The 14,237-nt window shown below is 74.9% G+C and carries 11 protein-coding genes and 3 tRNA genes; 3 read left to right on the forward strand and 11 right to left on the reverse strand.

Annotated elements, in window-relative coordinates; genetic code table 11:
• The first annotated feature begins 97 nt into the window (after positions 1–97).
• Entirely contained in the window at positions 98–874 is a 777-nt protein-coding gene (locus tag ACUXPL_RS04325) for an IclR family transcriptional regulator (protein ID WP_002856418.1), read from the forward strand.
• A 122-nt stretch (positions 875–996) separates the two neighbouring features.
• Complete coding sequence (locus ACUXPL_RS04330; protein ID WP_454182147.1) at positions 997–2,463, forward strand: UDP-glucose dehydrogenase family protein; 1,467 nt, start codon at positions 997–999, stop codon at positions 2,461–2,463.
• 27 nt (positions 2,464–2,490) lie between these two features.
• On the opposite strand, the gene ACUXPL_RS04335 is transcribed toward ACUXPL_RS04330, so the two are convergent.
• The 9 genes from ACUXPL_RS04335 to ACUXPL_RS04375 form a co-directional block, all read right to left on the reverse strand.
• On the reverse strand, positions 2,491–3,639 hold the full coding sequence (locus ACUXPL_RS04335; RefSeq protein WP_454182149.1) for a thiamine-phosphate kinase: 1,149 nt from the start codon (positions 3,637–3,639) through the stop codon (positions 2,491–2,493).
• Entirely contained in the window at positions 3,636–5,396 is a 1,761-nt protein-coding gene (locus ACUXPL_RS04340; protein ID WP_454182151.1) for a GTPase, read from the reverse strand. Before ACUXPL_RS04340 ends, ACUXPL_RS04335 begins: the two co-directional genes overlap by 4 nt.
• A complete protein-coding gene (locus ACUXPL_RS04345) occupies positions 5,393–7,201 on the reverse strand; it encodes a dynamin family protein (protein WP_454182153.1) in 1,809 nt (602 codons plus the stop codon). Before ACUXPL_RS04345 ends, ACUXPL_RS04340 begins: the two co-directional genes overlap by 4 nt.
• A gap of 114 nt (positions 7,202–7,315) precedes the next feature.
• A tRNA-Glu gene (locus tag ACUXPL_RS04350) sits at positions 7,316–7,388 on the reverse strand.
• Positions 7,389–7,516: 128 nt separating this feature from the next.
• A tRNA-Glu gene (locus ACUXPL_RS04355) sits at positions 7,517–7,589 on the reverse strand.
• 55 nt (positions 7,590–7,644) lie between these two features.
• A tRNA-Gln gene (locus ACUXPL_RS04360) sits at positions 7,645–7,716 on the reverse strand.
• A 119-nt stretch (positions 7,717–7,835) separates the two neighbouring features.
• Positions 7,836–8,621 (reverse strand): HAD family hydrolase, encoded by a 786-nt coding sequence (locus tag ACUXPL_RS04365; protein ID WP_454182155.1) that lies wholly within the window; start codon positions 8,619–8,621, stop codon positions 7,836–7,838.
• Positions 8,622–8,629: 8 nt separating this feature from the next.
• Complete coding sequence (gltX, locus tag ACUXPL_RS04370; RefSeq protein ID WP_454182157.1) at positions 8,630–10,207, reverse strand: glutamate--tRNA ligase; 1,578 nt, start codon at positions 10,205–10,207, stop codon at positions 8,630–8,632.
• A 49-nt stretch (positions 10,208–10,256) separates the two neighbouring features.
• Positions 10,257–11,051: a fumarylacetoacetate hydrolase family protein gene (locus tag ACUXPL_RS04375; protein ID WP_454182159.1), complete on the reverse strand. Its 795-nt coding sequence runs from the start codon at positions 11,049–11,051 to the stop codon at positions 10,257–10,259.
• Positions 11,052–11,115: 64 nt separating this feature from the next.
• Here ACUXPL_RS04375 and ACUXPL_RS04380 point away from each other — a divergent pair, with 64 nt between their 5' ends.
• Complete coding sequence (locus ACUXPL_RS04380; protein ID WP_454182161.1) at positions 11,116–11,553, forward strand: HIT family protein; 438 nt, start codon at positions 11,116–11,118, stop codon at positions 11,551–11,553.
• Positions 11,554–11,704: 151 nt separating this feature from the next.
• Here ACUXPL_RS04380 and ACUXPL_RS04385 read toward each other — a convergent pair whose 3' ends face one another.
• Together ACUXPL_RS04385 and ACUXPL_RS04390 are read right to left on the reverse strand one after the other, a co-directional pair.
• Positions 11,705–11,950 (reverse strand): YbdD/YjiX family protein, encoded by a 246-nt coding sequence (locus tag ACUXPL_RS04385; RefSeq protein WP_454182163.1) that lies wholly within the window; start codon positions 11,948–11,950, stop codon positions 11,705–11,707.
• 1 nt (position 11,951) lies between these two features.
• The gene (locus ACUXPL_RS04390; protein WP_454182165.1) at positions 11,952–14,213 is read right to left on the reverse strand and encodes a carbon starvation CstA family protein; all 2,262 of its coding nucleotides are present in this window, start codon (positions 14,211–14,213) and stop codon (positions 11,952–11,954) included.
• Positions 14,214–14,237: the final 24 nt, after the last annotated feature.

The following is a 14,237-nucleotide window of genomic DNA, read 5'->3' on the forward strand; positions in this document are numbered from 1 at the left end:
TCTCACATGCCGGACGCAGTGCCGGCCGGCCCGGTCGCACGTGACGCACGCCGACACCCCCGCTCCGTCCGCGCAGTGAGACGACTACGATCACCCCATGACCACCGAGCCCGTGCGCCCGCCCACCGAGGACGACCTCATCGGCCCCTCGCTCCACCGGCATCCCAGCGGCGTCGGCGTGGTGGACAAGTCGGTGGCGATCCTCGACGCGCTCGAGTCCGGCCCGGCCACGCTCGCCCAGCTCGTCACCGCCACCGGGATCGCACGGCCCACGCTGCACCGGCTCGCGGCCGCCCTCACGCACCACCGCATGGTGGGCAAGGACCTGCAGGGCCGCTACGTGCTGGGCACCCGCCTGGCCGAGCTCGCCTCCGCCGCCGGCGAGGACCGGCTCACCACGGCCTCCGGTCCGGTGCTGCTGTGGCTGCGCGACGCCACGGGCGAGAGCGCCCAGGTGTTCCGTCGGCAGGCGGACTCCCGCGTGTGCGTGGCCAGCGCGGAGCGGCCCTGGGGCCTGCGCGACACCATCCCCGTGGGCGCCCGCATGTCCATGAAGGCCGGCTCCGCCGCGCAGGTGCTCCTGGCCTGGGAGGACCACGAGCGGCTCGTCGAGGGGCTGGCCGGCGCCGTGTTCACACCCACCGTCCTCGCGGCGGTGCGGCGGCGCGGCTGGGCCCAGTCCCTGGCCGAGCGCGAGCCCGGGGTCGCCTCGGTGTCGGCGCCGGTGCGCGGTCCCAGCGGCCGCGTCATCGCGGCGGTCTCGATCTCCGGCCCCCTCGAGCGGCTCTCCCGCCAGCCGGGCCGGCTGCACGCGGACGCCGTCGTCTCCGCCGCGACGCGGCTCACCGAGCTCATCCGCGCCGGCGAGGCCTGAGGCCCGCCCACGCCACCGACGGGACGCGCCGCCGAGACACCCCGTTCTTCCCGCGTTCACCCGCGGGGCCTAGCGTCAGCCAGGTCCCCGACCGCCGCCCCCGCACCACCGAGGAGTCCGCCGTGACCGAGACGACCGCGCCCGCCGCCCCCGCCGAGCAGGAGGCCGCGCCGCGGCTGTCCGTGATCGGCACGGGCTATCTGGGCGCCACGCACGCCGCCTGCATGGCCGAGCTGGGCTTCGAGGTCCTCGGCGTGGACGTGGACCCGGCCAAGATCGAGCGCCTGGCCCGCGGCGAGGTGCCCTTCCACGAACCCGGCCTGCCCGAGCTGCTGCGCACCCACGTCGCCTCCGGGCGGCTGCGCTTCACCACCGACGTCGCGGAGGCGGCCCGCTGGGCGGACGTCCACTTCATCGGCGTCGGCACCCCGCAGAAGGTGGGCGAGACCGCGGCGGACCTGAGCTACGTGGACGCCGCCGTCGCCTCCCTCGCCGCGGCGATCGACCGCGACGCGCTGATCGTCGGCAAGTCGACCGTGCCCGTGGGCACGGCGCGCCGCCTGGCCGAGCTCGTGCGCACCGTGCGCGCGGAGGCCGGACTGCCGGGCGAGGTCGAGCTCGCCTGGAACCCCGAGTTCCTGCGGGAGGGCTTCGCGGTCAAGGACACGCTCACCCCGGACCGCCTCGTCATCGGTACGCACGGGCCCCGCGCCGAGGGCATCCTGCGCCGCGTCTACGCGCGGCAGCTCGCGGCCGACACCCCGTGGATCAGCACGGACCTCGAGACGGCCGAGCTGGTGAAGGTGGCCGCGAACGCCTTCCTGGCCACGAAGATCTCGTTCATCAACGCGTTCTCGGAGATCACCGAGAACGTGGGCGGGGACATCGGCACCCTCGCGGACGCGATCGGCCACGACGCGCGGATCGGACGCCGGTTCCTCAATGCGGGCGTGGGCTTCGGGGGCGGCTGCCTGCCCAAGGACATCCGCGCGCTCCAGGCGCGCGTCTCCGAGCTGGGCCTGGACCGGACCATGCGGTTCCTGGCGGAGGTGGACGACATCAACCTGCGCCGCCGTGACCGCGTGGTGGACCTGGCGGTGCAGGTGCTCTCCGCGGCCCGCGACGGCCGCGTCCGCCGGGCCGAGGCCTCCGGGACCGCCCCCACCCCCGCGAGCGTGCAGGTGCTCAACGGCACGCGGATCGCCGTACTGGGCGTCACGTTCAAACCGGACTCCGACGACGTGCGGGACTCCCCCGCCCTCGACGTCGCCAACCGTCTCTACACGGCCGGCGCCGACGTCCGGGTGTACGACCCGGAGGGCAACGTCAACGCGGCCGCCCGCTTCCCGCGGCTCGACTACGTGGACTCGCTCGAGGCGGCCGTGGACGGCGCCGAGCTGACCCTGCTGCTGACCGAGTGGCGCCAGTTCCGCGAGATGGATCCGGACGCGGTGGGTTCACGCGTGACCTCCCGCCTGCTGATCGACGGGCGCAACGTCCTGGACGTCGCCGCATGGCGCGAGCACGGGTGGGACGTCATCGGCCTCGGCCACCGCTTCGACCCGGAGCGACTCCTCCGCGCGGCCTGACCCGCCCGCGGACCCCGGCCCGGGCGCTCAGCCGGCGAACGGGTCCCAGCCGGACTCGGGCAGGGGCCGGTGCCCGGTCGGCGGCCGGGCCCCGGCCGGCACGAGCCGGCCGATCCGCGTGAACCCCCGGGGCAGCTCGGTCTCGGGCCGCGCCAGCCCCAGGAGACCGTAGTCCTCGCCCCCGCCGGTCACGAGCGCCTCCGGGCTCGTCCCGGCCAGGGCGGCCACGCGGCGCAGGGGTGCGGCGGCCTCCGCCAGCCAGACCTCGTCCAGCCACGGTGCCGGCGCGGGACCGGCCCCGCCGGTGGCGGCCGCCATGCGGTGCGCGTCCTTGCCCAGCCCGTCGGAGACGTCCATGAGGGTGAGCAGGCCGGCCGTCACCGCGGCGGGCCCGAGGGCCAGCGGCGGGCGCGGTCGCAGCTGGGCCCGGACGGCGCGGGCGAGTTCCCGCGGTGACGGCCGGTCGGCGGCGGCGAGGGCGTCCGCCCGTCGCTCCAGCTCCGCGCGGTCGGTGAGCAGCAGGGCGAGCCCGGCGGCGGCCCACCCCGGCCCCGAAGGCGCGGCGGCCCGGGGACTCCCCGGCACCGCCTGGGCATGGACGAGGTCGGCGCCCTCGGCGAGCACGCGGTCCCGGTCCGCCGCGGCCGGCGCGCGGCGCAGCACGCCGCCGGGGTGCGGGTCCCCGAGCACCGTCACCGCGGCGTGGACCCGTCCGCCGGTGCCCAGGTCGCCCCCGGCCACCCGGCAGTCCGGCGCGCCGAGGTGACGCACCGCGCCCACGATGCCCGCGGTGAACGACCGCACCCAGGCGACCGGCGTCGTCGGCGGCAGGGTGAGGGCGGTGACGAGCGCGGAGGCGGTCCCGCCCATCGCGTTGACGTCCGAGAGGTTCTGGGCGACGGCCTTCCAGCCGGCGTCGTGGCCGCGGGTGCGGGGGCCGGCGGGCCAGCGGTGCAGGAAGTCCGTGCCCTCCCCCATCGCGTCCGTGGAGATGAGCGTCCCGCCGCGGGGCGCCGGCACGAGGGCGGCGTCGTCACCCGGGGCGACGGTGCCGGCGGGCCAGTGGCCGTCCCGGACCGCGGGAGCGAGCCCGGTCAGGACGACCTCGAGCAGCTCGGCCTCCGTGAGGTCGCCGACGGTCGCCCCCGCCGCAGCCGCGGGGTCGCGCACCGTCATCGGCGGCCGCGCCGGACCGGGACGCCGGAGGCCCGGGCGAGGGCGCCGCGGAAGGCGTGGAAGCGGTCCACCTCGGCACGCACCGGGTCGACGACGAGCCGCCGGCCGACGTCGGTGGTCGCCTCCTCGAGGCGGCGGCGCGCGCGGCGTCCCCGCGCCGCGGCGGTCCACCGGGTCAGGGGGATCGCCAGCAGAGCCAGCAGCACACCGAGCGCGAGGCCGCCGACGAGCAGCAGCGTCGGGAGGGGGAAGCCCTCGACCGTGGGCGCGGGCGGCAGGGGGAACTGCAGGTACCCGGCCAGGGCGAGGACGCCCAGCCAGCCGGCGCCGACGACGGCGGTGAGGAGGGCGAGCCACTGCAGCACGTCGAACACGGGGTGCCACCAGCTGCCCCGGCCGGCCCCGAGGTCGGTGGCGGCGATCGCCTGGTCCACGGCGCCGGGGAGCTCCTCGGCGTGCTCCCGGCCCGCGCGGCGGATGGCGGCGGCCCAGGGTTCGGAGGCCCCCGCGCCGGCCGCGGCGGCCAGCGTGCGGACCGCGCCGTCGACGACGGCCCGCTGGGTGCCCGAGCGCTCGGGCAGGGAGGTGCGGTGCAGCGCGGGGTCGCGGGCGACCTCGTCCCGGTCGCGGCGGGGGGCGGCGCACTCGGGCATCAGGTGCAGGCGCCGCAGGGGGTCCGCGCGGAAGGAGTGCATCCAGCGCAGCACGGGCCAGCTGGTGCGCTTGGCCGAGCGCAGCCGGTACGAGCCCTCGACCGCCCGGACGACGGCCGGCACGCCGCCGGCCACGGCCAGCTCGCGCCCGAGCCGCTGCTCGTCCCCGGCCCCGACGCCGGCCGGCTCGCCCTCGCCCGAGGCGGCGGCGAGGTCCGCGGCACGGGCCGCGACGTCCGCGCCCAGCCGCTCGGCGGCCGCGCCGCGCTGGGCGACGATCGCCGCGACCTGCCGGCCGACCTCCTCGAGGCCCTCCCCCGTGCGCGCTGACACGGGCAGCACCCGGACGTCGCCGAGGCCGTGCCCCGAGAGCATCCGGCGCAGCGAGGCCAGCACGACGTCCCGGTCACGCACCGAGAGCCGGTCCACCTGGTTGAGCAGCACGAGGGTCACGGCCGCGTGCGAGCCCATGGTCGCCAGGAACTCGCGGTGCAGCACGGCGTCCGCGTACTTCTCCGGGTCCACGACCCACACCAGCACGTCCACGTGGCCGGCCAGCCGGGAGGTGATCTCACGGTTGCCCCGCTCGACCGAGTCGATGTCCGGCAGGTCCAGCAGGATCAGGCCGGTGGCGTCGGCGCCGTCACGGCGGCCGAAGCCGAGGAAGCCGGGGCGACCGTCGTCGAGCACGGGCGCCTCGTCCAGCAGGTGGCGGCGGCGCACGCCGAGCCAGTCGAGCAGGGCGGCCGCGCCGCCGCCCTCGCCGGTGCCGTCGCCGTGCTCCTCGTCCGGGTCCAGACCCTGTCCCCGGCCCACGCCCCAGACCGCGGCGAGCGGCTCGGACGTGGTGGGCCGGGTGGCGGCCACGCGGGCCAGGTCGCGGCCGGTGAGCGCATTGAACAGGGAGGACTTGCCGGAGCCCGTCGCCCCGAAGAACCCGACCACGGTGTGCTCCGCGGAGAGTGCCTGGCGCTCCCCGGCCGCGCGCACGGCGGCGTCGGCCCCGGCCACGACGTCCTCGGGCAGACGACCCGCGGCCAGCTCGGCGGCCTCGCCGAGGGCGTCCAGGCGGGGGGCCAGGGCGGGGGTGTCGCGGCGGCTCATCGGGGCTCCTCCCCCGCCTCGGCGGCGGACGGGGCGTGCTCGGACCCGGTCGGGCCGTCGACGCCGGCGGCCACCCCGCGGCGCAGCACCGGCACGAGGGCGCGCAGCTCCTCGGTGGCCTGCGGCTCGCGCTCGAGGTGGAGCAGCGGCAGGAAGCGGTTTGCGAGCTCGGTCTCGAGGAAGGCCCGCACGCGGCGCTCGAGCAGCTCATCGGCACGCCGGGCCATGCGGCGCACGGCGTCCTCGCCGAAGATCGACTCGAGCAGCTTCTGACCGACGACGGCGGCGCCGCCGGCGATGCCGACCTCGATGCCCGCGAGTCCGCCGGTGGAGGCGAACGAGATGACCATGAGGGCCACGGCCGCGCCGTTCACGCCCGTGGCCGCCAGGCGGGCGCGCGTGCGCTTGCCCGCGCCCTCCTCCTGGATCAGCGCCAGCACGTCCGACTGCCAGTCCCGCACGACGTCGGCCGCCCGCGCCGACGCGTCCGGCGTCAGGGCGCCCAGGTCGCGCCCGGCCACCAGGGCCCGGCCCGCCGGCTCGGACGCCCAGCGTCGCTCGATCTGCTCGGCGGCCGCGGCGGCCGCCTCGACCATCACGGCGTGCAGGCCGGTCTCCAGGGCGGTCTCGACCTCTTCGGGCGGGGCCGGGCGTCCGCGCACGAGGGCGCCGAGGCGGTCCCGCAGCCGGCCGATCGTGGTCTCGACGCCGCGGAAGAACTCCCCCGTGCCGACAAAGTCCTGCCAGCGGGAGAGCACCTCGCCGCGCAGCAGCGTGCCGTCCGAGGTGGCCTCACGGACCCGGCCGACGGCCTGGTCCGTGGAGTCCCCCACGATCCGGGCGAGCAGGTCCGCGGCGTGCCGCTGCTCCTCCTCGGCGCGGGCCAGGTCGGCGACGCGGGCGGCCAGCTGGCCCAGCACGCCGTCCACGGTCCGGCGGGCGACGGCGCCGCGCGCCTGGGCGTCGGCGGCGAGGGTCTCGAGCCAGGCGCGCAGGCCCGCGACGTGCTCTTGCGGGAGCAGGCCGCGCTCGTCGAAGCGGGTCTCGGGGATCACGTGGATCCGGACGTCGGCGAGGCCGCGCTCGGTGAGCATGCGCCGCAGGTCCGGGGTGATGTCCTCCGCCGCGCCCTCGGGCACGCGGCCGAGCACGACGGCCACGGTGATGTCGCGGGCGGCGGCCTCGTCCAGCAGCTGCCAGGGCACGGCGTCGGCGTAGCGGTGCGCTGTCGTCGTGAAGATCCACAGGTCGGCGGCCTCGAGGAGCTGCCGGGCCAGCGCGCGGTTCTGGTCCGCCACGGAGTCGATGTCCGGGGCGTCCACGAGGGCGATGCCCGAGGGCAGCGCGGGCTCGGCCACGAGCGCGACCGTGTCCATCGCGGACTGGTCGGGTTCGACGGGGCCGGCGGCCGCATCGCGGTGCACGCTGACGCGGGCGAGGTCGGGCAGCACCCGCGGGCCCGTGAACCAGTAGGCGTCGGCGGGGTTGTGCAGCAGCAGCGGCTGGCGCGTGGTGGGCCGCAGGGCGGAGGAGCGGGAGACCTCGTGACCGACGAGCGCGTTCACCAGCGTGGACTTGCCCGCACCGGTGGAGCCGCCCACGACGGCCAGCAGCGGCGCGTCGAGCGAGTCGAGGCGGGGCAGCACGTAGTCGTCGATCTGGTGCAGGGTGCGCTCGCGCTCGGCGCGGTCCTGCCCCGCGGTGACGGTCTCGAAGGGCAGCTCGAGCGCGGCGAGGTGCTCGCGCACGCGGCGGACGGCCGTGTCGACACCGAGGTCTGGGGCGTTCTGATCCGTGTGTGGCACGTGGGCCATCGTCTCACGGGCGCGCGCCAGCCGCCCATCCCACCGGCCCGGCCGACGGGGCCCGGAGACGACGGAAGCCCGGTCCGCAGGGACCGGGCTTCCTGTCACTCGGGGTGACCCCAGCGGGATTTGAACCCGCGTTACCGCCGTGAGAGGGCGGCGTACTAGGCCGCTATACGATGGGGCCGAGCGCGCTGTCCGCGTGCGCGGAAGCGATGCCGTGGAGACCTTCTTCTGCGCCTGCGTCTCCTGTTCAGGCGGCGGATGCGTTCATCCGCCCGTGCCGTCCGGTCCGAGGACCGGGCGGCGACTGCGTGACCCCAGCGGGATTTGAACCCGCGTTACCGCCGTGAGAGGGCGGCGTACTAGGCCGCTATACGATGGGGCCGTGCGCCACGTCCGAGCGTCTCCACCCGTGCGCGTCCACTGAGTCCGAAGACTCGCTGGGGTACCAGGACTCGAACCTAGAATGACGGTACCAGAAACCGTTGTGTTGCCAATTACACCATACCCCACTGCCGGTCAAGCATGCCTGACCGATGTGCATCATATTCATGAGCGCGGTGTTCCCGGATCTCTCCGGCAACGAGTAAGAACTCTACACCCTCCGGACGGCGTGTGCAAAATCGGCGGATCAGGCCGCCAGCCAGGTCCGCAGCCCGCCGATCGCCCGCATCCGCCAGCACGCGTGCTCCTCGTCCCAGAGCGGCTCCTCCGCCCCGCCGTGGGCGGGGGCGTCGGGGCTCATCCACACCGGGACGAGCCCCGCCGACCGGGCCCCCTCGACGTCGTGAGGCAGGCTGTCCCCCACCATGAGGGTGCGTCCCGGGTCCGTGCCCAGGCGGGAGCAGCCCGCCAGGAAGGGGGCCGGGTCCGGCTTCGGGGCCCCGGCCGTGTCCGAGCCGATCAGCACCTCGACCCACTCCAGACCCAGGGCGTCGGCCTTGCCGCGCTGGTAGGTCTCCACGTTGTTCGTGACGATCCCGACGCCGCGGCCCGCGGCCCGCACCTCCGCGAGCACGTCGGCGGTCGCGGGGAACAGCGCCCAGTGCCCGCGCACGACCTCCTCGTAGTCGGTGGTCCACAGGCCGTCGAGCGGGGTCGCCGCGTCCTCGGGCACGCCGAGCGTGCGCAGGGCGTCGGCCACGCGGGCCAGCCGCTGCTCCTCGAACGTCAGCTCCCCGGCCACGTAGCGCCCGTAGTGGCCGCCGGCGTCGGACGCGAAGGCCTCGGTGGCCTCGGCCAGCACCGCCGGGTCGACGTCGGCGGCCCCGGCCCACTGCCGGCGCACCGTCGCGTCGAACGCGGCGTGCTGGGCGGAGCGCAGATCCAGCAGCGTGTCGTCCAGGTCGAAGAGGACGGCGTCCCAGGCCGGCGGCGCGGGCGCGCCCGCGGGCCCGCCGGCCGGCGTCGTGCTCACGCCCCGGCTCATGCGTCGGCGGGCTGGTCCTGGTCCAGGCCCTGCTCCGCGGCGAAGCGGTCCAGGCGGGCGAGCGCGGAGTCCCGGCCCAGGATCTCGAGCGACTCGAAGAGTGGCGGAGACACCTTGCGGCCGGTCACCGCGACGCGCACCGGGCCGAACGCCTGGCGCGGCTTGAGGCCGAGGCCGTCGATGAGGGCCGCCCGCAGCGCCGCCTCGATGCGCTCGGTGGTGAACTCGTCCTCGGGGAGGGCGGCCAGCGCCTCCCGGGCCGCGGCGACGGCGGCCCCCAGGTCCGCCGGCATGCCCTTGAGGGCGCCCTCGGCGGTCTGGACGTCCTGGTCCGCCGTGAAGAGGAAGGCGAGCATCTCGACGGCCTCGCCGAGCAGCTGCACGCGCTCCTGCACGAGCGGGGCCGCGGCGGTGAGGATCTCCATCTCCCGCTCCGTCAGGTGCTCGCCCACGAGGCCGGCCGCGTGCAGGTAGGGCACGAGACGGTCGCGGAAGTCGGCCACGTCGAGCATGCGCACGTGCGTGCCGTTGATCGCGATCGCCTTCTTCTCGTCGAAGCGGGCGGGGTTGGCCAGCACCTTGTGCACGTCGAAGTGCTCCACGAACTGCTGCGGGGTGAAGATGTCCTCGTCCGCGGAGAGGGACCAGCCCAGCAGGCCGAGGTAGTTCAGCAGGCCCTCCGGGATGAAGCCGTTGTCCCGGTGCAGGAACAGGTTGGCCTGCGGGTCACGCTTGGAGAGCTTCTTGTTGCCCTCGCCCATCACGTAGGGCAGGTGGCCGAACACCGGCATGTACCGGGCGACGCCGATCGCGTGCAGGGCGCGGTAGAGGGCGATCTGACGCGGAGTGGAGGAGAGCAGGTCCTCGCCGCGCAGCACGTGGGTGATGCCCATGAGCGCGTCGTCCACCGGGTTCACGAGGGTGTACAGCGGCGAGCCGTCCGCGCGGACCACCACGAAGTCCGGGACGGAACCGGCCTTGAAGGTGATCTCCCCGCGCACCAGGTCGGTGAAGGTGATGTCCTCGTCCGGCATGCGCAGCCGCCAGACCGGCGCGCGGCCCTCGGCCTCGAAGGCGGCGATCTGCTCGTCCGTGAGGTCACGGTCGTGGCCGTCGTAGCCGAGCTTGGGGTCGCGGCCGGCGGCCCGGTGACGGGCCTCGGTCTCCTCGGGGCTCGAGTAGGACGGGTAGATGTGTCCGCCGGCCTTGAGCTTCTCGATCACGTCCGCGTAGATCTCCCCGCGCTGGGACTGACGGTACGGCTCGTGCGGGCCGCCGACCTCGACGCCCTCGTCCCAGTCGATCCCGAGCCAGCGCATCGCCTCGAGCAGCTGCTGGTAGGACTCCTCCGAGTCGCGCTTGGCATCCGTGTCCTCGATGCGGAACACGAGGGTGCCGCCGGTGTGCCGCGCCCAGCCCCAGTTGAACAGGACGGTGCGGATCAGCCCCACGTGGGGGGTGCCGGTGGGCGAGGGGGCGAAGCGCACGCGCACGGGGGTCTCGGCGTCCACCTGGGGGACGTCGGCGAAGGGGGCGGGGGCGTTCTCGGACACGGGAGCGGTGGCGTCAGTCATGATGCCCCGAGTCTACGCGGGGCCCGGACGCCGTCGTCGGGCGCCTGCGTCAGCGGCGGAAGACGGTGCCGAGGACGCCGACGCCCTCGACCTCGGCCTCGACGCGCTGACCCTCCTGAACCGTCCCGACCCCGCCCGGGGTGCCGGTCAGGATCACGTCGCCGGGCAGGAGGGTGAACATCTCCGAGGCCGCGGCCACGAGCTCGCGGACGCCGAAGACCATGTCCGCGGTCGTGCCGTCCTGGCGGGTCTCGCCGTCGAGTCGAGACGTGATGCGCAGGCCGCCGGCCGGCTCCACGTCCAGCTCGGTCTCGATCCACGGGCCCAGCGGGCAGGCGCCGTCGAAGCCCTTGGCGCGGGCCCACTGCAGGTCGGTGCGCTGGGCGTCCCGCGCGGTGAGGTCGTTGCCCACGGTGTACCCGAACACGACGTCGTCCACGCGGCTCACCGGCACGTCCTTGCAGATGGTGCCGATCACCACGGCGAGCTCGGCCTCGTAGGAAACCTCGTCCGACCAGGACGGCAGGGTGACCGGCTCGTCCGGGCCGACGACGGCGGTGTTGGGCTTGAGGAAGAACTGCGGGGAGGCCGGGATCTCGTTGCCGAGCTCCTTGGCGTGGTCCGCCCAGTTGCGGCCCACGCCCACGATCTTCGAGCGCGGGATGATGGGCGCCACGAGGCGGACGTCCTCGAGCCGGTGGACGGTGGAGGTGGGCTGGATGCCGTGGAAGAACGGGTCGCCTTGGAGGGCGGTGATCGTCAGCTCGGAGAGGTCGGCGTCCGCCGGGCCCTCCACGACGCCGTAGGTCGGCTCGGCCTGGTCCACGAAACGTGCGATGCGCATGGGGTCCAGCCTAGTGGTGGACGCACGACCGCCACGGCCGAGCCCGACTGCCTAGACTCCGGGCATGGCCTCCCCCTGCCCGTTCTGCGCCGTCGTCCGCGGCGTCGGCCCCGCCCACCTCGTCGCCGAGAGCCCGCTCGCGCTCGCGTTCCTGGACCAGAGCCCGGCCGCCGACGGCCACACGCTCGTGGTGCCCCGGCGGCACGTGGAGTCCTTCTCAGAGGTGACGCCCGAGGAGGGGGCGGAGGTCTTCGCCCTCGCCGCCCGGGTGGCGGCGGTGCTGCGCCGCGTGGTCTCCCCCGGCGTGACCCTGCACCTCGCGGAGGGCTGGGAGGCCGGCCAGGACGTGCCGCACACCCACCTGCACGTGATCCCCAGGCGCATGGACGACGCCGTGACGATCGACCTCCCCGCCCTGCGGACCCCGCTGGACCTGGCCGGCTCGGCGGCCGCGCTGCGCGCCGTCCTCGAGGGGCCGGCGACTCCGGGCGGCTGCGCCTGAGTCGAGCCGACCGAGAGGGCCCGCCGGCATCGAGCTGTCGCGCAGATGGCCGGTATGAACGCGCGGATCGCGCTCATACCGGCCATCTGCAGGACAGCTCGGACCAGGGCGGGACCGCGTGCACGACGCGGCCCCGCGAGGGGACGACGGCTCAGCAGCAGCGGCTGCCGGGGTTCGCCTCCTGCTTGGCGTACTCGTCCCGCCAGAACTCCCGCTCGCTCATCGGCGCGCGCTCCGGGTGGTGGGCCCGGTGGTGGGCCACGTACGCGTCGTACTTCCCCTCTCCGGAGAGCTGGCGGACCCACCAGCGCGCCCGGGCCCACACCCCGGGCCGAGACGGGCCGGCCGGGCCCTCCGCGGTGGAGGGCCCGGCCGGCGTCGCGCGCGGATCGGCCACGTCAGTGACCCCGCACCGGCTGCCGGTCCGCCGGCAGCGCGTCCCACTGCCGCTGCAGCTCCTTCTCCTCGGCCGTGGCGATCAGCCCGGCCGGGGCGAAGCGCCGCGAGGGCACGTACGGATCCGCGTGGTCGACGACCTCGGTGGAGCGGAAGGCGCGGATCGTGGCGAGCACCGACGTCGTGATGACGATCAGCGCCAGCACCAGGAAGACGACGGAGAGCGTGCCCTGGATGGCCGTGTTCCGGACCACGGCCTCCATGGCCGGCACGGACTTCGCGGCGCCGAAGCTCGTGGCGCCCGAGGCCAGCGCGTCCTTGAACGCGTTGTGCTGCGCCCAGTAGCCCACCGCCGGGACCGACGAGAAGATCTTCTGGAAGCTCGCCACCGTGGTCACCACGGTGATGAAACCCAGCGGCAGCGCCACGATCCACAGGCCCCGGAAGTCCCGGCGGCGCGCGACGATCGTCAGGACGACGGCGAGCGCGATCGCCGCGAGCAGCTGGTTAGCGATGCCGAACAGCGGGAACAGCGTGTTGATGCCGCCCAGCGGGTCGGTCACGCCCATGATCAGCACGGCGCCCCACGCGGCCACCATGATGCCGGTGCACACCCAGGCGCCCACGCGCCAGCCGGTGTCCTTGAAGCGCGGGATCACGTTGCCCAGGGAGTCCTGGAGCATGAAGCGGGCCACGCGGGTGCCGGCGTCCACGGCGGTGAGGATGAACAGCGCCTCGAACATGATGGCGAAGTGGTACCAGAAGCCCATCAGGGCCTCGCCGCCGATCAGTTGGCCCATGATGATCGAGAGCCCGACGGCGAGCGTCGGGGCGCCGCCCGTGCGGGAGACGACCGTGTCCTCGCCCACGAGGTTCGCCAGCGCGGTGAGCTGCTCGGGGGTGACGTCCACGCCGGCCAGGCCCAGGCTCATCACCCAGGCGGCCGCCGTCTCGGGGGTGCCGCCGGTGAGCGCGGCGGGGGCGTTCATGGCGAAGTAGATGCCTCGGTCGATGGACACGGCCGCCACGAGCGCCATGATGGCCACGAAGGCCTCCATGAGCATGCCGCCGTAGCCGATGAAGCGGGTCTGGCGCTCCTTCTCCACCATCTTGGGCGTCGTGCCCGAGGCGATCAGCGCGTGGAAGCCGGACAGGGCGCCGCACGCGATGGTCACGAACAGGAACGGGAACAGGGAGCCCGGCCACACCGGACCGGTCTGGCCCGAGGCGAACTCGGAGATCGCCGGGGCGGTGATCTGCGGCTGCACGATCACGATCGCCACGGCGAGGCCGGCGATCACGCCGATCTTCATGAAGGTGGAGAGGTAGTCGCGGGGGGCGAGCAGCAGCCACACGGGCAGCACGGCGGCCACGAAGCCGTAGATGATGATGCCCCACGCGATGGTCACGCGGTCCAGGGTGAACAGGGCCACGCCCCAGTCGGTCTCGGCGACCCAGCCGCCGCCGATGATGGCGGCCATGAGCAGCACGAAGCCGATGATCGAGACCTCGGTGATCCGGCCCGGGCGCAGGTAGCGCAGGTACAGGCCCATGAAGATCGCGATCGGGATGGTCAGGGCCACGGAGAACACGCCCCACGGGGACTCCCCGAGGGCGTTGACCACCACGAGGGCGAGGATCGCGGTGATGATCACCATGATCAGCAGGGTGGCCACGATCGCGGCGGTGCCGCCGATGCGGCCGAGCTCGTCGCGGGCCATCTGGCCGAGCGAGCGGCCGCCGCGGCGCATGGAGAAGAACAGGACCAGATAGTCCTGGACGGCGCCGGCGAGGATCACGCCGACGATGATCCAGATGGTGCCGGGCAGGTAGCCCATCTGCGCGGCGAGCACGGGCCCCACGAGCGGGCCGGCGCCGGCGATGGCGGCGAAGTGGTGGCCGTAGAGGACGCGGCGGTCGGTGGCCACGTAGTCCCGGCCGTCGGCCCGGTACTCGGCGGGGGTGGCGCGGGTGTCGTCCGGGCGGACGATCATGCGCTCCACGTACTTCGAGTAGAAGCGGTAGCCGATCGCGAAGGTGGCGACGGCGGCGAACACGAACCAGATCGCGTTGATGGACTCGCCGCGGTGCAGGGCGAGCATGGTCCAGGCGACGCCGCCGACGAGGGCGACGACCACCCAGACGGCGATCTTCAGGGGCGTCCAGCGGGGGCGCTGCGCGGCCTCGACGGGCGGGAGGTCATCCGGCGCCGTGGCCGGGCGTGGGGCGCCCTCGGCGGGCGCGGAGGAGCGGTGCGAGCTCACGGGGGTCTCCGTTCGTGGGGTGGG

It is taken from the genome of Micrococcus sp. 140720015-1, from assembly GCF_053627595.1.